Origin of the sequence: Pedobacter sp. Leaf216 (genome assembly GCF_001421515.1) — a bacterium.
GTDB lineage: Bacteria > Bacteroidota > Bacteroidia > Sphingobacteriales > Sphingobacteriaceae > Pedobacter.
In genome coordinates this window covers 101,498-124,823 of sequence record NZ_LMKM01000005.1, presented here as the reverse complement: position 1 = coordinate 124,823, position 23,326 = coordinate 101,498, and the positions used below count along the sequence as shown (strand labels likewise).

General features: G+C 38.5%; 12 protein-coding genes. 6 read left to right on the top strand and 6 right to left on the bottom strand.

What is annotated here, in order from left to right; genetic code table 11:
- Positions 1-67: 67 nt before the first annotated feature.
- The 3 genes from ASE74_RS04205 to ASE74_RS04195 are packed head-to-tail and all read right to left on the bottom strand — an operon-like array spanning position 68 to position 8,105.
- On the bottom strand, positions 68-3,145 hold the full coding sequence (locus tag ASE74_RS04205; RefSeq protein WP_082458639.1) for a TonB-dependent receptor: 3,078 nt from the start codon (positions 3,143-3,145) through the stop codon (positions 68-70).
- Positions 3,146-3,181: 36 nt separating this feature from the next.
- Positions 3,182-4,915: a RagB/SusD family nutrient uptake outer membrane protein gene (locus tag ASE74_RS04200; protein ID WP_055904622.1), complete on the bottom strand. Its 1,734-nt coding sequence runs from the start codon at positions 4,913-4,915 to the stop codon at positions 3,182-3,184.
- 4 nt (positions 4,916-4,919) lie between these two features.
- Positions 4,920-8,105: a TonB-dependent receptor gene (locus ASE74_RS04195; RefSeq protein ID WP_055904620.1), complete on the bottom strand. Its 3,186-nt coding sequence runs from the start codon at positions 8,103-8,105 to the stop codon at positions 4,920-4,922.
- A 470-nt stretch (positions 8,106-8,575) separates the two neighbouring features.
- On the opposite strand from ASE74_RS04195, the gene ASE74_RS04190 reads away from it, so the two are divergent.
- A complete protein-coding gene (locus tag ASE74_RS04190; RefSeq protein WP_082458638.1) occupies positions 8,576-9,595 on the top strand; it encodes a LacI family DNA-binding transcriptional regulator in 1,020 nt (339 codons plus the stop codon).
- 167 nt (positions 9,596-9,762) lie between these two features.
- Here the strand turns inward: ASE74_RS04190 and ASE74_RS04185 are convergent, their stop codons facing one another.
- Positions 9,763-10,995, bottom strand: coding sequence for an MFS transporter (locus tag ASE74_RS04185; RefSeq protein WP_082458637.1), 1,233 nt, complete (start codon positions 10,993-10,995; stop codon positions 9,763-9,765).
- A 170-nt stretch (positions 10,996-11,165) separates the two neighbouring features.
- Between ASE74_RS04185 and ASE74_RS04180 the strand changes: the two genes are divergently transcribed.
- Positions 11,166-11,609 (top strand): MarR family winged helix-turn-helix transcriptional regulator, encoded by a 444-nt coding sequence (locus ASE74_RS04180; RefSeq protein WP_055904613.1) that lies wholly within the window; start codon positions 11,166-11,168, stop codon positions 11,607-11,609.
- Between the two features lie 46 nt (positions 11,610-11,655).
- Positions 11,656-12,492, top strand: a complete 837-nt coding sequence (locus ASE74_RS04175; protein ID WP_055904610.1) for an MBL fold metallo-hydrolase — start codon at positions 11,656-11,658, stop codon at positions 12,490-12,492.
- Between the two features lie 336 nt (positions 12,493-12,828).
- On the opposite strand, the gene ASE74_RS04170 is transcribed toward ASE74_RS04175, so the two are convergent.
- Positions 12,829-13,341: a glutathione peroxidase gene (locus ASE74_RS04170; RefSeq protein ID WP_055904609.1), complete on the bottom strand. Its 513-nt coding sequence runs from the start codon at positions 13,339-13,341 to the stop codon at positions 12,829-12,831.
- 568 nt (positions 13,342-13,909) lie between these two features.
- Here ASE74_RS04170 and topA point away from each other — a divergent pair.
- Both topA and ASE74_RS04160 read left to right on the top strand, forming a co-directional pair.
- Entirely contained in the window at positions 13,910-16,474 is a 2,565-nt protein-coding gene (gene topA / locus ASE74_RS04165; protein ID WP_055904606.1) for a type I DNA topoisomerase, read from the top strand.
- A gap of 83 nt (positions 16,475-16,557) precedes the next feature.
- Positions 16,558-16,962: a hypothetical protein gene (locus ASE74_RS04160; RefSeq protein WP_055904603.1), complete on the top strand. Its 405-nt coding sequence runs from the start codon at positions 16,558-16,560 to the stop codon at positions 16,960-16,962.
- Between the two features lie 123 nt (positions 16,963-17,085).
- Here the strand turns inward: ASE74_RS04160 and ASE74_RS04155 are convergent, their stop codons facing one another.
- Positions 17,086-17,589, bottom strand: a complete 504-nt coding sequence (locus ASE74_RS04155) for a nuclear transport factor 2 family protein (protein WP_235526002.1) — start codon at positions 17,587-17,589, stop codon at positions 17,086-17,088.
- 130 nt (positions 17,590-17,719) lie between these two features.
- Here ASE74_RS04155 and ASE74_RS04150 point away from each other — a divergent pair, with 130 nt between their 5' ends.
- Positions 17,720-23,311 (top strand): alpha-2-macroglobulin, encoded by a 5,592-nt coding sequence (locus ASE74_RS04150; RefSeq protein ID WP_055904600.1) that lies wholly within the window; start codon positions 17,720-17,722, stop codon positions 23,309-23,311.
- Positions 23,312-23,326 lie beyond the last annotated feature (15 nt).

Sequence of the window (23,326 nt, the reverse complement as noted above, 5' to 3'; positions counted from 1 at the left end):
GATTTTAAGCATATCTTAACTGAAAGTTGTAAAATCATGATGGTTTCATTGTTCATTGTCTTATCTATTAAAATTTCAGGTTCAACCCTAATGAATAAATTTTCATGTAAGGATATGAGGCATTGTATCCCGATTCAGGCAATTCCGGATCGATAGGTAAATCGCCTAGTTTATCAAATGTTAAGAGGTTTAAACCACCTACATAAAACCTGAGCTGTGAGATTTTTAATTTCCTGGTAAAGGATTGAGGCAGAGAATAACCCAGCTCTACGTTTTTTAACCTGATGTAATCGCCGGAGCGGATCCAAAAGTCTGAGTTGGCTGTATTATTGCCTCTATCGGTTAACAATAACCTGGGGTAAGCGGCACCGGGGTTAGCTGGTGTCCATCTATCTACACTAAACTGGCTCAAATAACCATTGTTTGCATTACCCGAGTTTACTAAGTTTTGAATGGTAATGGAACGGCCACTGGTACCTTGAAATAAAAAGTTGATATCGAAATTTTTAACGGATACTGAAGCACCAAAACCAAAGAAAGCTTTAGGTACAAAGTTGAAATCGGTTCTCACCCTATCCAGATCATTGATTACTCCATCACCGTTTTGATCAACATATTTAATATCGCCAGGTTTTACATCTCTTGATAAGATTTGTTTTGGCGAAGCATCAATCTGAGCCTGCGATTGAAAAATACCATCAGAGATCAGCATAGTTGATATATAACCGGCACTTGTATTAGCTGTAGCTGCCGGAGAAATTACACTCGAAATGGGATGCCCCAATTGTTTTTGATAAGCCGGCAGGCCAGCTGCTTCATTAATAGCCAGTATTTTACTTACGTTATAAGTGAAGTTTCCGAAAAGATTAACATTTACTTCTCCGATTTTCTTATTGTAATTAATACCTGTTTCAAAACCTCTGTATTCGGCCTCACCTTCATTTACATAAATTAAATTTTGACCAAGCAAACTAGGCAATAACGAAGCTGTGGTTAAATCTTTTCTATCCTCATAAAAATAATCGGCACTGATTGATAAAGATTGTTTAAACAGTTTAGCGTCGAAACCTAAACTGGTTTTATATGCTTTTTCCCAGGTTAAATCGGGATTAGCCAAAGCCAACTGACCAGAACCACTTACTCCGGCAAAAGCGGTACCGAAGTTATAACCGGTTGTACTTCTGCTGTAGAAATCGTTAAAGGCGAACCTTCTGGCAGAGCCAATGGCATCGTTACCCACTAAACCATAAGAACCCCTTATTTTTAAAAGATCAAGAAAACTGGTAGATCCTTTCATAAAATTTTCATCAGAGATGATCCATCCGGCTGATGCCGCAGGGAAAAAACCATACCTTTTACCTGGCGCAAAATTCTCTGAACCCGAATAGTTAGCGGTTACATCAACAAAATACCGTTGTATAAAGCTGTATGATAAACGGTTAGACCAACCCTCTCTCCTTACATCCAAACTGCCGAATGACGATAAGTTTGCTCTTGAAACACGCGTTGAAAATTTAATATCATGCTGACCAAAGGTGCGGTTATAATCCAATCCTGCCCAAAACTCACTTTTTTTAACGTTTCCAGAAAAAACATTTCCCTGGTAGTTTACCTTGCTTGCTGTACCGTAGGCAGGAAGATATTTTCCATCTGTCCCGATTTCAGAAGTGGCGTAAGTTTCAGAGAATCCTGAACGGTATAAACCTGCAATGTCATAAGCATAAAACACTTCAGCAGATAAACCTTTTAAAATGCCATCCATTTTCTGGCGGGCGCTGATAGTGGCAATCATGTTCCGCATTAAATCGGTACTTGCACCTCTTGCCTGTAACATAGCCAAGGGGTTACTTTGAGGATAAACTGAAGTACCTCCATAAGTTCCGTTAGGATTTAAAATTGGAAAAGCATTGGCCGGTGTAGCATATACAGTGGTTAAAAAAGTAGCTGTACCTGCATTTGGGAAAGTAAGGTTGGTAATTCTGCCACCAATATCAAGCGCAACATCTAAATTTTTATTTACATGCAAATCTAAATTGGTGCGGAGGTTATAACGGTTAAAATCGGTATTGGCATCATATGTTTCATTGTTTCCTCCTTTGTAAAAACCACCTTGTTGGTAGGCACTTAATACGGTATAATATTTAATAAAGGCATTGCCACCTGTTACTGAAGCAACATATCGTTGTGTTGGTGCCACCTTTTTGGTAAAATCGCGTACAAAATTGTTATTTGGATATTTTATTGGGTCTGAGCCATCCTGGTAAGCTTGTAAAGCTGTCTGACTATACACTGCAGCACCACCGCTGTTGATGGAAGCTTCATTGTATAGCGTTGCGTAAGAAAATGCATCTAACGGAGCTGTAATTTGCATAGGTGCCTGTAAGCCAGCCTGTGCATCAAAACTTACTTTGGTAGAAGTTGCACTGCCGCGGCGCGTTTTAACATAAATTACGCCGTTACCGCCATACATCCCATACCAGGCCAAGGTTGCCGCATCTTTTAAAACACTTACACTTTCAATTTCATTAAGGTCCATTGAGGTGAAATCTCTTTCAATACCATCAACAATTACCAAAGGTTCCTGATTGCTGTTGTATGATGAACGGCCCCTTACTAAAAAACTAGAAGCATCGTAACCTGGCTGCTGCGAACCACTCGGGTATACTGCTAAACCTGCTAACCTGCCGGTAAAAACATTGGTTAATGAAGATGAAGGTATCTGAGGAAGGTCTTCAGCCCTGATGGTGCTAATTGTTGCGGTTATCGCTCTTCTTTTCCGAACACCGAATGGAATATATACATCATCATCATCGCCAGCATCAACCAGTGATTTGGTTAATACAATATCTCCCCTGCTTACATCTGATGCTGGTTTTAATAGGGTACCATAACCTACAAATTTGAATATCAGCACATCACTTGTAGTGGTTTCGATAGTAAAACTACCATCAGTACCTGTAGAAACCGCTTTATTCGTTTTATCTTCCTGTATGGATATGGCTACTCCAGGCAGGGGCTTCTTATCCTGATCTACTACCTTACCCGTTACGGTTAATCTTTCATCAGATTTTTGCCCATAAACATGTAGCACTCCTGCCATCATGAATAAGAGACAAATGATATATTTTGATTTTATAAATTTCATATTGAAAAATCTTTTTAGCGTTATATTAATTCCCTACTATTCCCAACCCGGATTTTGAGTTAACACTCCCTTACTTTTATAAATTTCTGCCCTGGGAATTGGATAAAGATTTTGAGCTTCTGTCCAGGTTTTCTGATAAGTTGGCCCTAAAACAATTGGGGTATAGGTAAAAGTTGCATTGGCATTTTTAACTACATCCATACCTTTCATTGGCACCGCAATGGTTTGTGCACCAATTTTCCAACGCATAATATCGTACCAACGGTGATCTTCGAAAGCCAGCTCAATAGCGCGTTCGTGTCTTATTACTGCACGCATTTCATCCTGGGTCATGTTATCTTTGAGGCCATAACCATTACTGCCCGCACCTTTTGTAATTCCTGCACGTTGACGAAGGGCTATAAGCTGTGCATAAACTGTGGCATCAGGTCCTACTGCTTCATTCTGTGCTTCAGCATAGTTTAATAATATTTCACCATAACGGAAATAGAGGTAATTTAACAACGTAGTACTTCCACCAACGGTACGGTAAACCTCAGGCCAGTATTTTTTACAATAGTAACGTGTTGCGGTATAGGTTATAGTTGTGCTATAATCTTTACCAAATAATATTTTATTATTGGCATCCAAAGTGGTCCACATTTCGATTTTCCTCCCCTGCCATGCTAAATCGTTGTAAATAATATTGTTATAAAAACGTGGCTCTCGGTTTTGATATGGCTTTTGTGGATCGTAACCTGAAGTAGGATCGGTAATGGCTTTACCATTGGCCATTTCATACATATCCACATGGTTTTGTGTAGGGTTCATTTGTCCTTGTGCACCACCAGAACCTGGCGACATTGAAAAATCCTGCATCATTTCTCCAGCTAAAGGCGTTGGGCCTTTTATCCTCATCATGATATATTCTGGCGAAGAAGGCAGATTCAGCAATTCGCCATAATTAGGCTGTAATGAATACGTTTGTCTGGCTATAGTGCCCGCCATCACATCAGCTGCCGCAGCAGCAGCAACCTGCCATTTTGTTTTATCATTATTTGGATTGTTTAACGGACTTGCAGCATACAACAATACCCGTGCTTTTAAAGCTAACGCAGCACCAATGGTTGGGCGACCATAATTAGATGGGCCATATTCTGCATCGGTACCCAGTTTGGTAATGGCCACTTCAATATCTTTAAGGATAAAATCGGTTACCTGGGCAAAAGAACTTCTTGGTACACTATTCAAATCATCCGTTACGGCATAAACCTTATCTATAATGGGTACGCCACCAAATCTTTTAGTAAGTTCGAAATAAGATAACGCACGTAAGAAACGCATTTCACCTTCTACGCGCTTGGCATCGAATATTGGTACGTTAGCTGCCGGAGGCAAAGGCACTTCCCCTATCCTGGCGAGCATTTTATTTTCTACAGCAATACCCGCATACATCAGTTTCCAAACCCCATAAATATCATTTAATGAGGGTCCGTTAGAATGATCGTGATATAAACCTCGGTTTAAGGAAGTTACCGAGCCTTCTGAGTTTCCGGAAACGGCCTCATCAGATGCCTGTGCTGTACAACCACGGTGATCGTTAAAGCGAACATATTTTGTAATTACATAATTATAGGCATTATCGGCAAATCTTGCAGCAAGTGCCGGATCGGCAAAAATTTCATCTTCACTAATCGCCACCCCTGGCGTACGTTCTAAATAGTCCTTTTTACAGGAAACCGAGAAGAGCGTTAATAAAAGAATGGCTGTAAATATTTTATAATTTTTCATGATCTTAGAATTGAACGTTTAAACCAAAATTGTACACCTTTGAAGTAGGATAAATTGATTGCAATGGGAAAGCGGTATTTATCGTGTTTACGTTTTCAGGATCGGTATAAAATTTATACTTGGTCCAGGTGTAAAGATTTTGCCCCTGCACAAATACCCGCACATTGCTTAACTTCAATGCAGTGGCCCATTCTTTTGGTAAATTCCAGGCAAATTCTACGTTTCTGATTTTGAGGTAGGCAGAATTTTGTAAAGTAAAATCGTTTAAAGCATAATTTAATGATGCAGTTCCCCTTGCATGGATAATTGGCCAGGTTGCTGTTGCTGCCGTTGCAGGTGTCCATGAATCGAGCATAAAAGGATACATCTGTTGCCCGTTGTTCTGCTCGTTCAAAATAACATTGGAACTTACATTACCAACTCCCTGAAATAACACCGAAAGTGAAAATCCTTTGTATAAAACACGTGGACTAAAACTATAAATGTACTCTGGTGTATTGGTATGGCCAATGGCTTTCTGATCTAAACTGGTAACAATGCCATCACCATCTAAATCTTTAAATTTTAAATCGCCTGGTATTGGCAGGTAGCCCTGTAATTTTGGTGAAGCAGCAATATCTGCGGCCGATTGGTAGAAACCATCTGTTACATATCCAAAAAACTGGCCAACACTTGCTCCTTTTCTTACCAATGAAGCCGGCAGGCCATCTGGTTCATCGTTTTCTACTATCTTATTTTTGGCATAACTCAACTGTGCATTTAAACCAACTGTAATGCTGCCTATCTGTTTTTGGTAATCAAGTTCAACTTCGTAACCTTTATTGTATACAATCCCTCTGTTAAAGTTTGGATACGTATGGCCATAAAGTGCCGAACCACTTAATGATGGGGTTAAAATATCTCTCCGGGTTTCGTCAAACAAATCTGCCGTCACTTTTAAGTTATCTTTAAATAAACGCGCTTCAAAACCGATGTTGCGTTTGGTTCCGGTTTCCCAGGTTACAATTGGGTTTCCCAGATCGTTTCCTGTAGCCCCAAAAAACTGAGGATCTCTGATTAGAATTGTTGGATAATTGGTTATGGAGTTAGGATTTCCAAATGGAGTTACCTGCCCACCAGCTGTTGTTGTGGTATAAGTTGAGTAACTGGTTAAAAATAAGAAACGGCTATCCGAAATCCTGTCGTTACCAACCAAACCATAACTACCCCTGATTTTAAAGTAAGAAAGGATATCGTTTTTCTTCCAGAAAGGCTCATTGGTTAATGTCCACCCTGCCGAAACTGCCGGGAAAAAACCATAACGCAAGCCTGCTGCAAAATTTTCTGATCCATTATAAGATGCATTGAATTCTGCAAAATAACGCTCATCATAATTATAAGTTACCCTGCTTGCAACACCTTGCGAAGCTTTTGGAGGAGCGGTAAATGCAGTAGATCCTGTAGATTTTATTAACTGCCTGGTGCCCAATAATAAAGCACTTACATTGTGTTTTCCAAAATCTCGGTTATAATCAAATCCCGATTGGATATTCATGTTGGTACTCCCTTCAGTAACGCCACCATCTTGCACCGCACCTAAAGGCTCATCCCTGTTGCGGGTATCGGTTGATAAAGTAGCCTCACCAGTTGCTGGGTTATATACATAAGCAGCCCAGTTTGCATTTCTTCTTTCGATATTGTTATAATAAGAATCATAACCGAAAACTGTTTTAAAGCCTAAACCTTTGGTAATAAAGCCCAATTTATAATTGAGATTAAAAGTACTTTCGATGGTATTGTTATCATCATTTCGGGTTCCAAAACGCGTTAAAACAGCATAAGGATTCCAGATATTTGTACCCACATTAGGGTTTGCAGTAATTCTTCCATCAGGCAAAGTAACCGGATAAGCATAAGCAGGAACCTGCAATATCCGCGAAATCATTCCTTCAATCGTATCGTAAGAGAAAGCAGATGACGACCTTAAACCTGCCGGCTGATAACGATCGGCAAAACGGCCGCCCAGTTTAATTCCAACAGTAAAATCCTTATTCAGCGTTAAATCTACGTTCGAACGGAAATTGTAACGGTTGTAATTTGGAACTGTATTGATCCCATAAGGTGAATCGAACTTTTTGAAAATACCATCCTGAAAGGCGTAACCTGCCGAAACAAAATATTTGGCCACTTTAGTTCCACCACTGATGTTGATGTTGTGCTGCGTTTGCGAATAATATTTTTTGGTTAAATAATCGAACCATTGCACATCAGGATAACCAATCGGATCTGATTTATCCCTGAATTTCTGGATTTCAGCATCAGTAAAAAATACGGGCTTGTTATCATTAGTGTACGATTGGTTTAACAAAATTGCACTTTCAAGTGCTGGCAATCCTACAGCTAAACCAGTATAAGTTTGCAAGGCATAATTACCGGTATAGGTTACCTTTGGAGCACCAATTTTACCCTGTTTGGTGGTAATTACAATAATACCGTTTGCACCACGGATACCATAAATAGCAGTAGAAGCCGCATCTTTTAATACCGTGATGGTTTCTATTTCACTTGCATCCACATCCGAAAAACTCGGCCTTTCTACCCCATCAACCACCACAATAGCCGCATTGTTGGCCCCGTAGGTTGCAACACCCCTAACCTTTAGCTGGGCACCATCTGCACCGGGCTGTCCGCTAGTTTGTACAGCCAATAAGCCTGGTAAGCGACCAATTAAACTATTGGTAGGGTTTGGGGTTGGCGATTTCATAATCTCCTCCGAACTGATCTGTGCAATAGCACCAGTTAAGGTAGATTTTTTCTGCGCACCATAACCAACCACAACTACCTCATCCAATCCCTGAGAGTTATCTTCTAAAACAATGGTTAGGGTATTTTTGCTATTTACCGCAACCTCTTTATTTACATAACCAACATAAGTAAAGGTTAGGGTTGCAGTTTCTGCTGCTTTGATTGAAAATTTTCCATCATTATCGGTTACTGCCCCAACTGTGGTGCCTTTAACCCTAACACTCACACCAGGCAAAGTAATTCCTTTGTTATCCTTTACCACACCCGTTACTGTTGTTTGCGCAAAAGCAGAGAAACAGGAGCTGAGGAGGAAAAGAAAGGTTAAGGTATAGGGCACCTTTGACCATTGGATTTTCGCAAACCCAACACAGGTAAAAGTGCGGCTCAAATTGTAAAGTTTATCCATAATTATTATAAATATTAAATCTATTCGGTAAAAATTTAATGCATACTCCACACTGAACGACTGTAATTCAAGGAGAATCCGTCAAAAATCAGAGAATAAAAAATCTTAGGTATTGCTCAGCGTTATCGGGTCGGCACTCAGAAAATTGTTGTTTTTTTTAAACTGCCTCAGGCATTTTGAGAATTATACGATTTTGCCTTGAAAACGTAATATTTTGGAGACAAAACGATTTAGTTTTTTCAACTAAACCCGGCACTTCAGTTAAAGCCCTTTTTAAACTGAAATTGGTTTGTGATGATTTGATCATGTTTATTTGGTTAGTTTGTGTTAGCGGTAACGAATTTAGAAAAGCTTGAAAGATAAAAGTGTTTTTAAATAGCCTAAAACGCTATAAAATCCATTGAAACTACATTTCAAACGTTTGAAATAATTGCATTTTTTTTCTTATCTATGCATTGAGATTGGAAAAGATGATGAATAATACCCCTGTTACACTTAAGTTCTTGGCTGAAAAGTTAAAGATGTCAGTATCAACAGTATCAAAAGCCCTGAACAACTACCCAACCATTAATGAGTACACCAAAAAACGTGTGCAGGAAATGGCTCGCGATCTGCATTTTACACCCAATAAATCTGCCATCAACTTAAAGGAAAAAAAATCTCGCATTATTGGTATCATCTTACCAAACCTGCTTGATCATTTTTTTACCAGAAGCATATACGGGGTTGAACAGTTTGCCACTCAAAATGGATATAATGTAATTATCAGTCAATCGCATGATGACCTTGAAAAAGAAATTCAGTCGGCCAACATGTTGTTACGCAGTCGCGTGGATGGTTTAATAGTAGCCATTTCTAAAAACACACAGGATTTTGCCCACCTCGATCAATTCGAAAACATGGGCATTCCGGTAGTTTATTATACCCGAAACCCTAGTTTTAACTTAAGCTGCCATAAAGTATTGGGGAATACCTTTCAGGGCTGTTACCAGGCAGCAAAGTTTTTAATAGACAGGGGGCATAAAAAAATAGCGTATTTGGGAGGACCAAAGATGATTAATTTTACGCATGACCGTTTTAATGGATACATCAATGCATTAAAAGATAACCAGGTGCCTTTTTCATCTGAATTGGTGGCTTATACCGATTTTGATAAAGAAAATACCGTTTCAGCAATCCAGCATCTGTTTGCCAATCCAGCTAATATGCCTACAGCTTTGGTTGCCTTTAAAGAACCCATTTTGTTTGATGCAATAAAGTACCTCCGATCAATAAACCACCCAAACTTTAACGAAATTGAATGCATAGGTTTTGGCAATACCTCTTTTATTAGTTATCTTGATTCCCCTCCTATTGCTTCAATTGAAGAAAATCCGGAATCGGTGGGCGAAAATGCCATTAAATTATTGCTCCAGTTGATTAATAAGGAAATCGATATTCAGAATTACCAAAAAGTGATGGTAGATTGTAAGCTGATTGTGCACGGGTAAATGCAGGTAGCGTGTAGCGTTTTAACTTACTATTTTAAAATCTGCGGTAAACCATTTGCACCAAACTTAATATCACTTAACTCCTAAATGGTGCCAAAACCTTATTAATTATCCGGCATTTAAAAAGTTAGGTAGTTAAGAAAATGAAAATAAACTTACATGATAATCTAACTACCAAGTAATGAAAACTTATTTTTCAACTGATTGCGGCGGTTTTCATTATATACAAACGCAGCCACTATTAATAAACCTGCAACCCCTTCAAAAGCCACTACAACCTGTGTACCGAAAATATGCGCTAAATAACCCATTAATAAACTCCCGATCGGCAATACACCCTGGTAAGCCATAATGTAATAACTTAATGTTCTTCCCCTCATTAAATCGTCTGCATGTGTTTGTAAATAAGTATTTATGGATGAGGTTTGCGCCATTAAACCCAAAGCTGCCAAACCGGTACAAATTAAAGCCAGTATTAAAGATGGTGAAATAGCCAAGGCCACAACAGCAATTGCCAACAAAATACCCGACATCATTACAATTTTTTGCAGATTCTGATTTGCTTTCAAAGTAGCCATATAAATTGCACCAAAAAAAGCACCAAAGCCAGCTGCACTTTCAAACCAGCCAAAGGTTGTGGCATTTCCATTAAAAATATCTTTAGCAAAAACAGGCAGTAACGTTGTAAAAGGGATTACCAATAAACTCGAAGCAGCCATCATTAGTACCATCGAAGCCAAATCTGGTGATGATTTTAAGTAATCGTACCCTTTTTTAAGGTCGATCCAGATATTTTCTTTTGATTTTTGAGGTATGGTAAGTTTTAGTTTCATCATTACCATACAGCCCAATACGGCAATAAAACTCACAAAATTAATCAGGAAACAAATATCCTCACCCAATGTACTTAGAATTACACCCGCCAATGCAGGCCCGATTAATCTTGCAGCATTAAACATCGAAGAGTTAAGTGCAATCGCATTTGGTAAATCTTCTTTATCATCAATTAAATTTACCATTAACGATTGTCGCGCAGTTACATCAAAAGCATTCACCAAGCCCTGCACCAGTGAAAGTGCTGCTATCCAGAACATATCGTATACTTTAAACCAAATCATTAAGGCCAGTGCACCAGCTTGCAACATTAAAATTACCTGCGTAATTACCAGTATTTTATACTTGTTATGCCTATCTACATAGCTGCCGGCATAAGGTGCAAGCACCAGTGAAGGGATTAAACTTAAAAATGTAATTAAACCCAACAAAAAAGCCGACCCTGTTAAGCGGTAAACCAACCAGCTGATGGCTACACGCTGCATCCATGTGCCAATTAATGAAATAGCCTGACCTGTAAAAAATAACCTGTAATTGTAATGCCTTAGCGAACGAAATATGCTCATGTTTAAATTAGTAAAGTAACTTTACAAAGTTAGATATTTATAACGTAACGGAAAAGACTAAAATGAATAGTTTTATCAATTTAAAATCATAATTAGCGTACTAATTTAAACTCGTGATCATTTACTATAAAATTAAAACATTATATTTGTAAAGTTTATTTACCATTAATATGCCTACTCAAACACAAGAAATTGCCGCAAAATTAAGGAGCACCGTTACCCGCTTAACCAGGCAACTGCGTAAACAAAACGTAAGTTCCGAATTTAGCAATGCAGAATTGTTAACAATGTCGTTATTGGAGCAGCATGGCAAAATGTTATCAACCGAACTGGCCGATCTTGAAAGGGTATCTAAACAAGCCATCTCACAAATTATTAACCGGTTGTTTGATGCAAAATGCGTAGAACGGTTTCCCAGCGAAGAGGATAAACGTAAAGTTTTTATCGGCCTTACCAAACTCGGCGAAAAACACATTATTGCCAGTAGAAAAATAAAAGAAGAATGGTTGGTACAAACCATGGAAAAAATATTTTCTTCAGAAGAAATTAACCTGATTCAGGCTTTCCTTCCTTTACTATCACGCCTGGTAGAGTACAACGGCGTAAGGGTATAGTTTTCTTTTCTCTTTTGCCAAATAAGCCTTATCTTGCAGCTTCAAAATGGCACTATATTTTACATCTATAAATTCGGGAAGTAACGGCAATTGTTACTATGTGGGCAACGATAATAAAGCGGTGTTGATTGATGTTGGCCTAACCTGTAAAGAAGTAGAAAAACGAATGGACCGCTTAGGTTTATCAATCCATAAAATAAAAGCCATTTTTATTTCTCATGAGCACAGCGACCACATTAAAGGTTTAGCTGTTTTTGCCAAAAAATACCACCTTCCGGTTTACATTAGCACTGCAACATTAAAAAGCAGTCGCCTAATTTTAAATGAAAACAACACCCACCCGCTAAATCATTTACAGCATATCCAGATTGGCGGTTTAAAGATATCTGCGTTTTCTAAATTTCATGATGCTGCAGATCCATATAGTTTTACAGTAGAATGCAATGATGTAAGGGTTGGCATTTTTACCGACATCGGCTCAGTATGCGATCGTTTGATTACCCATTTTAAAAACTGCCATGCAGCTTTTTTAGAAGCCAATTATGATACACAAATGCTTCAGAATGGAAGCTATCCTTATTTTTTGAAAAGACGGATTATGAGCGGCCACGGTCACCTCAGTAACGAGCAGGCCCTTGAACTTTTTACCAACCATAAAGCACCTTACCTTAGTCACCTTTTATTGAGCCACTTATCGAAAGATAATAACGACCCCGAACTGGTTGAAAAGCTTTTTAAAAACGTTGCTGGAGATACTTTTGTAAAAGTAGCTTCAAGGCATCAGGAAACTGAAGTTTATTATGTCAGCAACAGTCAAAACCCGGTACTAACATACAGTTTCGATCCAGGTTTATATCAACCCGAGCAGTTGAACTTATTTTAACATCTTAAAGTCAAAAACCAACATCAAATTTGTTAAAAATTATCTCGCTTTGCCTAAAAAAAATGCATCTAAGCGTACATTTTGATTTTTGGTCATAATCAACACAAAAAATTTTCAATTTTATAAAAACATTTTAATCAAGCAGGGCGTTATATATATACTTCATAAATAGTTTGTTTGGTTTAATTGGGGCTTATGGATTTAAGCCCCTTTCTCTTGCCCAAAATTTTTCAGCACACAATTTATTGGGCATAAAAAAAGGTAAAATGACCAATGCATCTTACCTTTTATATTTGTTACAAACAGCATAAAGCCGTTTATGTATTTACTTAATGCCTACAGGTTTTTCACAATTGCCTCGTCAGTAGGTTTTGTTTTAGAACGGAAACGGTGTACCAGTTCTCCTTTTTCGTTAATTAAAAATTTCTCAAAATTCCATTTAATTTCGCCCTGCTCCTCTGTATTGGTTTGAGAAGTTAAATATTTAAACAGCGGACTGATGTCATCACCTTTTACACTGCTTTTCTCTGCAAGTAAAAAAGAAACATTGTACTTTCCGGTGCAAAATTCTTTAATTTCTGCATTGGTAGAAAACTCCTGGCCACCAAAGTTACCAGCCGGAAAACCGATTAGAACTACCTTTTTACCATATTGTTTCTGCAGTTTTTCCAAATCTTCATATTGAGGAGTAAAACCACATTTAGAAGCAGTATTGACAATTAAGATTTTTTTGCCTTTAAATTTCGATAGTTTAATTTCTTTACCATCAATGGTTTTAAAGCTGAAATCGTAAACATTTTTTGGCGGTGATACCAATAAGTTTAATAGGATTAAAATTGTGCTGATCATCGTTCTTTTATTTTTATATACGAATATAGGTTTAAATTGGTTGTGTTGATGTAATGTCCCTGTAAATTATATCATATAGGTAATTAAAGAGCTCAGCGTTTTGAGAATCGGAACAAAAGCGAGTAGTCTTCATCAAATGAGCAGTATTTTTTTTTAGGAAACGAAAGCATTGTGGTTCTTGGCGGCATGCAATCCCGCTTTACGCTTTATACCGATGAAAAATCGGTATGTTCGCTGCAATCGGGTTTAATTAACTAAGCATCTGCCCGTTAACCTCTTCTGCTAAGCACCACGCTATTAAAACGTTCATAGCAGCATTTCATAAGCCACCTAAACCCGACCGAAGCGAAAACCCGCAGACAGAGGAACAAGGTTGAGGATTTGTAGCAAAGGCCGGGATGATGCTTCCATATTTATTACTGCTTTTGCTTTCCAAAAAACAAAAAAGATTAAAATCAACAGGAAATCGCCATATATCGGCAACCTTTCAGAAAAAAAATGTATTAAATTTTCCCTAGGTTTGGATTTATGCTTTAATTATAGCTTTATTTGCACAAAAACGTATTTCATGGCCAAAAATTTATTAATCGTCGAGTCACCCGCAAAAGCTAAAACTATAGAAGGCTACCTAGGTAAAGATTTCCTTGTGAAATCTAGCTATGGCCACATTCGGGATTTAGTTAAAGGTGATATGGCGATTGATATTAAGAATGATTTTGCCCAGACCTACGAAGTACCGGCCGACAAAAAAAATGTTGTTGCCGAATTAAAAAAACTAGCCAAGGAAGCCGAAATGGTATGGCTAGCATCCGATGAAGACCGCGAAGGAGAAGCAATTTCATGGCATTTATTCGAAACTTTAGGCCTGAAAGTGGAGAAAACTAAACGCATCGTTTTTCATGAAATTACTAAACCTGCAATATTAAAAGCAATTGATAGTCCACGCGGTATCGATTATAACCTCGTAAATGCACAACAGGCACGCCGCGTACTGGATCGTTTGGTGGGTTTCGAACTTTCTCCAGTTTTATGGAAAAAAGTAAAGCCATCATTATCTGCCGGCCGTGTACAATCGGTAGCCGTACGTTTAATTGTAGACAGAGAAAGAGAGGTTTTAAACTTTAACGCAGCCGCTGCCTATAAAATAACTGCCCAGTTTTCTACCGGAAAAGGAAAAGAAACGGTTAAGGCAGAGTTGCCGCAGCGTTTTGAAAGTGAGGCTGATGCTGAAAAATACCTTCAAGATTGTGCAAATGCGAAATTCGACATTACCAGTTTAGAAACCCGCCCGGCAAAGCGTAACCCTGCTGCACCATTTACCACTTCTACCCTGCAACAGGAAGCTTCAAGAAAATTAGGTTTTTCTGTGGCCAGAACCATGCAGGTTGCGCAACGGTTGTATGAGGCGGGTAAGATTACTTATATGAGAACCGATTCTGTTAACTTATCAGAAACGGCATTAAATGCTGCTGCAGCTGAGATTAAATCAGCTTATGGTGATAAATACCACCAGCACCGCGTTTATAAAACAAAATCTGCTGGTGCGCAAGAAGCCCACGAAGCCATTCGCCCAACTTATTTTGACAGACATAGCGTAGATGGCGATATTTCGGAAAAAAGGTTATATGACCTGATCTGGAAACGATCAATCGCATCGCAGATGAGCGAGGCTTTATTTGAAAAAACAACTGCTCAAATTACTGCTTCAACACGTAAAGAACATTTAGTTGCCGAGGGTGAAGTATTAAAGTTCGATGGCTTTTTAAAAGTTTATTTAGAATCGACAGATGATGAAGAAAACGAAGAAAAAGAAGGCGGTGCAATTTTACCTCCTTTAGCGAAAGGACAAGAATTATTTTTAAAAGAAATGCAGGCAACGGAACGTTATTCACGTCCGCCGGCAAGATATACAGAAGCCAGTTTGGTTAAGAAATTAGAAGAACTCGGCATTGGCCGTCCATCTACTTATGCGCCAACCATTTCTACGGTTCAAAACCGTGGTTATGTAGTTAAAGAAGATAGAGATGGTAAACAAAGAAAATTTACGGCGATTGTTTTAGCCGACGGTAAGGTAAGTAAAGAGATCAAATCTGAAATTACCGGAGCGGAGAAATCGAAACTTTTCCCTACGGATATTGGTGAGGTGGTGAACGATTTCTTAGTTGAGCATTTTAAAGGGATTGTAGATTTTAACTTCACTGCAAAAGTGGAGAAGGAATTTGATGAAATTGCACAAGGTTTACAGGAATGGACCAAAATGCTTCATTCTTTCTACAGCCCTTTTCATACCGAAGTAGAAACCACCTTAGAAACTGCCGAACGTGCTACAGGCGAACGTTTATTGGGTTTAGACCCTGCAACGGGTAAAAATGTATACACTAAGGTTGGTAAATTCGGCCCGCTGGTTCAGATTGGTGAGCTTGATGAGGAAGAAAAACCGCGTTACGCCAGTTTAATGCGCAGCCAATCTGTAGCCACAATTACGCTTGATGATGCTTTGGAACTTTTCAAACTTCCTTTCCAACTACCTGATTATGAAGGTAAAGAAGTAATAATCGGCGTTGGTCGTTTTGGTCCTTACGTAAAATGGGGAGAAAGTTTTATTTCGCTTCCAAAAAATGAGGAGCCTTTATCGGTAACCTATGACAGGGCTGTTGAAATTATCAAACAGAAAATGGATGATGATGCGCCTATTGCTTACTACGAAGGTTTAGGTGTAACAAAAGGTAAAGGCCGCTTTGGTCCGTTTATTAAATGGAATGACCTGTTTATCAATATTCCTGCTAAAGGATACGATTTTGATAACCTATCACAGGAAGATATTAATACTTTAATTGGAAAAAAAGTAGAAAAAGAAGCCAACCGTTTTATTAAAACATGGGATGCTGAAAAAATTTCTATCGAAAACGGACGTTGGGGACCATTTATCCGTTTTGGCAAATTGATGCTAAAATTGAGGTACAATGAAGCCACTAAACAAAAATATACGCCGGAAGAATTGGCAGATATCGATTTGGAAGTTGTTAAGAAAATGATTGTTGAGCAGGTACCTAACGCTTTCGAAACAAAGAAAAAAGCACCTGCAAAGAAAAAAGCTGCGCCAGCAAAAAAAACCGTAGCGAAGAAGAAATAAACTGAGTATCGTCACTCTGAATTTATTACAGCGGATTAACTAAAGAGGCTGAAACGAGTTGAGCAAGATGTTGAATAATGGTTATGAAATCAGATTTACCAGAAAATATAGTTGAAGATATTGCAATGGCTGTGGTATTGATGGGCGAAACACCTGAAGTAACAAGCTGGACGGTTTACCTCATCAACTTAAAAAGCGAACCGATAACCAATGTTTTAATCAGCTCTAAAGGTTACGGAGAAAAAGATGGAAAGCAGGTAAAAACTTCTGTTTTAAGGCATTTCGTTGGCGATATGAAGGCAAATTCGTTTGCAGGAGTCGAAGCTATAGATCCGGAAGTATTTGGTTTAACTAACGAATACTGGCTGAGTTATTACATAGGCAGTACAATTTACGAAAAAAAATTTATTTTCCTTCCTGAAAGCATCATCGATTCTAATCTAATTAAAATTCCATTGGTGAACAGACCAGGAGTGATGATTAAGTAAGTTGGAAGTTTTGAGTGGTGAGTTTGGAGTCACTTCCTCACAGATTTTAAGCCTATAACTTTAGTACTATCGCCAGTTCTGCATCCAAAACTGAGAACTCCAAACTGTAAACTCCAAACTAACCTAAGGCACCTTAACCGCTTGTCTGCCAATTAATTTCCAACCAGCTTTTTCTTTACTCCAGATCAAAAGAATATATAATTTCACATTTCCAGGAACATTTTTATCATTTGTTTTGGCGTTTAATGTATGACGAACCAGCGCTGTTTTATTTTGAACAACAACGGTCTGATCAGTTAAATTAATATCCACAAAATCTGACTCTCCAGAAAGTAACGAATGCATAAATTCCTGCTTGGTTTGAATCTTTCCACTGGAATGACCATAGCTTAGGTTATTCAAGATCATTTTATCAAGTGCCAAACTATCCGGTGTAACCATCAGTTTGGTTAATTTGCTTACGGCATCCTCAACATCAGTTTTTTGCGCAAAACAAAAACTGGTCGAAATTAACAGGCTCGAAAAAATCAAGAGTTTCTTTATCATATCTGGTTGTATAGGGGTTAATGTTGTAAACTTATCCAAATCCATGCAAAGGAACAAACCATAAGCGTTAATTTTCAACATAATTTATTTTAACGTTAATTTTAGTCTATTTTCGGAGGGAATATAGGGTTTTGACTACAAAAGATAATTGCGACACATTTATTGCTTTCACTTCACCACTATATTACATTTATCTTAACGAATTTCACCCATGGAACAACCATCTACCTACCAATCTTCCTCTAAAAAGAAATTTATTTTCATCGGATTACTTGCTGTTTCTATAGCGGCAATTGTATTTATCTATTTCAATAGAAAGAAAAAAAGTCATGAAGAAAATCAGGCTTATGCAAAATATATTGAAGCTTACACCTCCGGAACGATTTCAAAAAAGAGCTTTATCAGGGTTCACCTGGCCAATGCAGCCACAGGTATGCAGGATTTGGGCAAGGCAGACACGCGCGAACTTTTCGACTTCTCCCCTTCTATCTCCGGTAAAACCTATTGGATAGATCCGCAAACTGTTGAGTTCAGACCCGACGAAAACCTTAAACCTGGTAAAAATTACGAGGCTACATTTAAATTATCAGAAGTTTCTGATACCGAAAAGGGTCTTGAAGATTTCGACTTTGAATTTAAGGTAATTACGCCCGGGATCATGCTTTCTCAAAACGGACTGGTTTCGCAAAATAATACTGCTTTAGATTACATGAAATTAACGGGCGAAGTGGCTACCGCTGATGCTGAAGAAACTGCAAAAATTGAAAAAACAATCTCCTTGGATTTCGACCAGAAGTTAAAAATTAAATGGCAGCATGATCCTGCAAAAAACTCTTCAAAATTCACCATCGATAGCATTAAAAAAACAGGTAATGATCAGAACTTAAAAATTGATTGGGATGGTGATGCCATTGATGCTGATCAAAAAGGTGAGATAGAGATCCGCGTTCCGGCCATTAATAAATTCGAAATACTGGACATAAAAGCCATACAGGGTGAAGAAGATTATGCATTGGTGCAATTCTCTGAGCCAATTGGTGTAGGCCAGGATTTAACGGGGATGATTACCCTCGGTAACCTGAGCGATTTAAGGTATACGATTGATGCCAGTCAGGTTAAGGTTTATGCAAATGAAGAATTAAAAGGCAATTATAATTTAAGTGTAAATGCAGGTGTAGAAAATATTAATGCAAAAACACTTCCAAACGGCAAGGTCATCAATCTTGTTTTCGAAGATAAATTACCGGCTGTAACCATTGCAGGAGCAGGAACCATTTTACCCAATTCGGGCAAACTTGTTTTACCTTTTGAGGCCATTAACTTAAAAGCCGTTGATGTAACGGTAATTAAGATATATGAAAACAACATCCCTCAGTTTTTTCAAACGAATAGCTATAAAGATGCAAATGAATTGCGAAGGGTGGCAAAGCCGATTTTACAAAAAACAATACGTTTAGACGAGGATAAAGCACTTAATCTCCATAAAAAGAACCGTTTTACGCTTGATTTGGATAAAATGATCCAAACTGAGCCAGGCGCAATGTACCGTGTTACCATCGCTTTCAGGCAAGAATATAATGCTTACAATTGTAAAGCTGGATCAGCAGAAGAAAAAACTGATGAAAGTAGTGATGAGTATGGTGAATATGATGGCTACGGTGAAAAAATTGATGAAGACGATGATTTTTGGCAACGCTACAACAATTATTACCCTGAAAATTACAGATGGAATGATAAAGACAACCCATGTACACCATCATTTTATACCAACCAGCGTTGGGCGAGTAGAAACTTAATTGCTTCGAACATTGGTTTGGTGGCCAAACGTGGCAACGATAACAGCATGCTTATTATTGCTACAGATTTACTTACAGCCAAACCGTTAAGCGGGGTTAACCTGGAGTTGATGGACTACCAGAAACAAATTATTTTCACTACCAAAACAGATGGAGATGGCTTTGCAAGTTTCGATCTCAAGCGTCAACCCTTTTTATTAATTGCCAAAAATGGTTCAGAACGTGGTTACCTAAAACTCGATGATGGCAGTTCACTTCCATTGAGCAGATTTGATGTAGGCGGAGATGTTGTTCAAAGCGGTTTAAAAGGTTTTATTTATGGCGAACGTGGTGTTTGGCGACCAGGCGATAGTTTATTTGTTTCTTTCGTTTTGGAAGATAAACTGAAAAAACTTCCTGCCAATTATCCGGTAACAATGGAATTTTATAATCCAAAAGGTCAATTGTATAAAAGACTGATCAACGGAAAACCATTGAATGGATTTTACACCTTCAAAACAGCTACCGAATCAACCGCGCCTACCGGAAACTGGATGGCGAAAGTTAAAGCTGGCGGAGCCACATTTACCAAAACTTTAAAAATTGAAACCGTAATGCCAAACCGTTTGAAAATTGATTTCAATGTTGGCAACAAGTCTTATCTGAGTGCAGGCACATCAGCCGCTACCCTCTCGGCTAAATGGCTGTTTGGTGCGGTTGCGCAAAATTTAAAAGCAAAGGTTGACGTAAATTTAAATACTACAGAAACGAAGTTTAGAGGTTTTGAAGGTTTTAGTTTCGATAACCCAACTGTTAACTTCGAATCGCAGGTTAAAACCATTTTCGAAGGCACACTAAACCAAAATGGTACTGCCCAGATTAACACCAATTTAAACGAAAATAATACTGCTCCGGGCGTATTAAGAGCAAATTTTACTACTAAAGTTTTTGAACCGGGAGGCAATTTCAGCATTGATAATTTTAGCATTCCCTATCACGTATACAATAGTTATTTGGGTATTAAACCTGAAAAAGGCGATCGTTTAAGCGGTATGCTGGTTACAGGAAAAGATCATAAAATTGAAATAGTAAATGTTAATACCGATGGAAAGCTGTTGAGTGGCACAAAAACCGTTCAGGTAGAGCTTTACAAAACGCAATGGCGCTGGTGGTGGGAACAGGATGATCAAAATACTTATGCCAATTTTACGCAAAACCAGTACAATAAACTTGTAGAAACTCATCAGGTAAACTTATTTAATGGAAAAGGAAGCTGGAATTTACGTGTAGATGAACCAGAATGGGGCCGGTATTTGATTTTAGTACGTGATATAAATGGCGGGCATGTTACCGGAAAATCTGTATATGTGGATTGGCCGGGATGGGCGCAGCGCGAACAAGGCAGCAATCCCACTGAAGCATCCATGCTCTCTTTTACTGCCAATAAAGAAAAATTCACTGTTGGCGAAGACATCACGCTAACCATCCCAACAGGAAAAAATGGAAGGGCATTAATCTCAATTGAAAATGGAAGTAGAGTATTAAAAACCTTTTGGGTTGATACCAAAGCCGGTCAAACGCAATTTAAGTTTAAGGCTGAAAAAGAAATGGCACCCAATGTTTTTGCCAACATTACCTTGTTGCAACCGCATGCACAAACGGTTAATGATTTACCAATCAGGATGTACGGGGCTATTCCACTTTCGGTAGAAGATCCGCAAACGATTTTAAAGCCAATCATTAAAATGGCTGATAAAATTAAACCGGAAACCGAAAATACAATTACCGTGGGCGAGCAAAACGGTAAAGCAATGACTTATACCATCGCATTAGTAGATGAAGGTTTGTTGGATCTAACCCGTTTTAAAACACCAGATCCACATGGCGCATTTTACGCACGCGAAGGCTTAGGTGTAAAAACATGGGATTTATTTGATTATGTTTTAGGTGCATGGGGCGGAAATTTAGAACGTATTTTAAGCATAGGTGGTGATGGTAGCATTAACAAAAACCTCAATCCAGCCAAAGCCAACCGTTTTAAAGCTGTAGTTAAATTTATGGGACCATTCACTCTTGGAAAAGGCGAAAGTAAAACACACAAATTTAAATTACCTCAATATATTGGTGCCGTGAGGGCAATGGTTGTTGCCGGGCAAGATGCTGCTTATGGTTTTGCAGAAAAATCTGTTCAGGTTAAAAAGCCCCTTATGGTTTTGGCTACTTTGCCAAGGGTAATCGGCCCTGGAGAAAGTTTCACACTTCCTGTAACAATTTTTGCTACAGAGAAAAACCTTAAAAACGTTTCTGTTCAACTCCAGGCAAACAATTTAATTGTACAAGGCACCAATAAACAGCAGCTTTACTATAAACAAACAGGTGAACAAATGGCCTATTTTGAAGTTAAAGCACCAAATACAGTTGGTATTGCCAAAGTAAAAGTGATTGCACAAAGTGGTGGTGAAAGAACAGATTATGATGTGGAAATGGACATCCGAAATCCTAATCCTTACATAACCAATGTGGTTTCCGCAACCGTGCAACCTCATACCAAATGGGCGGTTAACTATTTACCTATCGGCATGGCCGGAACAAACTATGGCTCACTTGAGGTTTCTTCAATCCCCGCAATCAACCTTGGCAAAAGATTGAGTTATTTGATTCAATATCCACACGGTTGCATTGAGCAAACAACTTCCGGCATTTTCCCTCAACTCTTTCTGGATAGATTAAGCCCCTTAAACGGACAACAAAAAGCCACAACTGAGAAAAATATCAAAGCCGGGATCAATAGAATTAAGGGATTTCAAACTACTGACGGTGGCTTATCGTACTGGCCAGGAGAAGGTACTTCTGACGAGTGGGGAACCAATTACGCTGGCCATTTCTTAGTTGAAGCACAAAATGCCGGATATACCTTGCCTGTTGGCCTCTTAGATGAACTTTTGCGCTTTCAAAAATCAAAAGCAGCAAACTGGGCACCTAATAGTAATAATTTTTATGGCGGTGATTTATCACAAGCATATCGTTTATACATGCTGGCATTGGCTAAAAAACCAGAAATGGCAGCAATGAACCGATTAAAATCTTTTGAGTACTTATCTGTTGCCGCGAAATGGCGATTGGCTGCTGCATATAAACTTGCTGGACAAAATGATGTTGCTCAAAATATGGTCAGAGGTTTAGATACTTCAATCCAGGCTTATAAACAACTTGGCGGAACTTATGGTTCTGACGTTCGTGATGAAGCTATGATTTTAGAAACCCTAACTTTGCTAGGTCAAAAAGCCAAGGCAGCAAGTTTATTACAACCTTTAGCCGCCAAACTGGGCGAAAATACGTGGTACAGTACGCAAACAACTGCGTATAGCTTACTGGCTATTGCTAAATTTTGTGGATCAAACCAATCCGCAAATAAACTGCAGTATCAATATGTGTTGGATGGTAAATCTGCGCCTGTAAATTCCAATCAATACCTAAACAGTACACCAGTAACTTTTAAAGGAAACACAGCCTCTATAACCAATAACGGAAATAATGTATTGTTTGTTCGTTTGGTTTTGGAAGGACAACCAGTGGCTGGCCAGAATAACTTTTTGCCTAACCGACCTGAGGTTTTAGACATGAACGTAACTTACAAACGTTTAAATGGTAAAGTATTAGATCCGACAACTTTAAAGCAAGGCACCGATTTTTATGCAGAAGTAACAGTAAAAAATCCAGGCAGAATGGGCTATTATGAACAAATGGCATTGACACAGATTTTCCCTTCTGGATGGGAAATCATCAATACCCGTGTTAATGATAACCAAAGTATATTGGCTTCATCGCCATTTACTTATCAGGATATCAGGGATGATCGTGTATTCACTTATTTCAATGTAAGAGAAGGCGAAAGTCTGGTTTATAAAGTATTGCTTAATGCCTCTTATCTTGGTAAGTACTATTTATCGGCAGTACAATGTGAAGCCATGTACAACAATGACATTTCAGCCACGGAAGCAGGAAAATGGGTGCAGGTGGTGAAGTAGGATAAACCGGGTAAA

What these genes read in the sequence shown, in the direction of transcription:
- ASE74_RS04185 (WP_082458637.1), bottom strand. Translation starts at nt 10,995, where the DNA reads ATGAGCATATTTCGTTCGCTAAGGCATTACAATTACAGGTTATTTTTT.
- ASE74_RS04205 (WP_082458639.1), bottom strand. Translation starts at nt 3,145, where the DNA reads ATGAAATTTATAAAATCAAAATATATCATTTGTCTCTTATTCATGATG.
- ASE74_RS04190 (WP_082458638.1), top strand. Translation starts at nt 8,576, where the DNA reads ATGATGAATAATACCCCTGTTACACTTAAGTTCTTGGCTGAAAAGTTA.
- ASE74_RS04160 (WP_055904603.1), top strand. Translation starts at nt 16,558, where the DNA reads ATGAAATCAGATTTACCAGAAAATATAGTTGAAGATATTGCAATGGCT.
- topA (WP_055904606.1), top strand. Translation starts at nt 13,910, where the DNA reads ATGGCCAAAAATTTATTAATCGTCGAGTCACCCGCAAAAGCTAAAACT.
- ASE74_RS04150 (WP_055904600.1), top strand. Translation starts at nt 17,720, where the DNA reads ATGGAACAACCATCTACCTACCAATCTTCCTCTAAAAAGAAATTTATT.
- ASE74_RS04175 (WP_055904610.1), top strand. Translation starts at nt 11,656, where the DNA reads ATGGCACTATATTTTACATCTATAAATTCGGGAAGTAACGGCAATTGT.
- ASE74_RS04155 (WP_235526002.1), bottom strand. Translation starts at nt 17,589, where the DNA reads ATGTTGAAAATTAACGCTTATGGTTTGTTCCTTTGCATGGATTTGGAT.
- ASE74_RS04180 (WP_055904613.1), top strand. Translation starts at nt 11,166, where the DNA reads ATGCCTACTCAAACACAAGAAATTGCCGCAAAATTAAGGAGCACCGTT.
- ASE74_RS04195 (WP_055904620.1), bottom strand. Translation starts at nt 8,105, where the DNA reads ATGGATAAACTTTACAATTTGAGCCGCACTTTTACCTGTGTTGGGTTT.
- ASE74_RS04170 (WP_055904609.1), bottom strand. Translation starts at nt 13,341, where the DNA reads ATGATCAGCACAATTTTAATCCTATTAAACTTATTGGTATCACCGCCA.
- ASE74_RS04200 (WP_055904622.1), bottom strand. Translation starts at nt 4,915, where the DNA reads ATGAAAAATTATAAAATATTTACAGCCATTCTTTTATTAACGCTCTTC.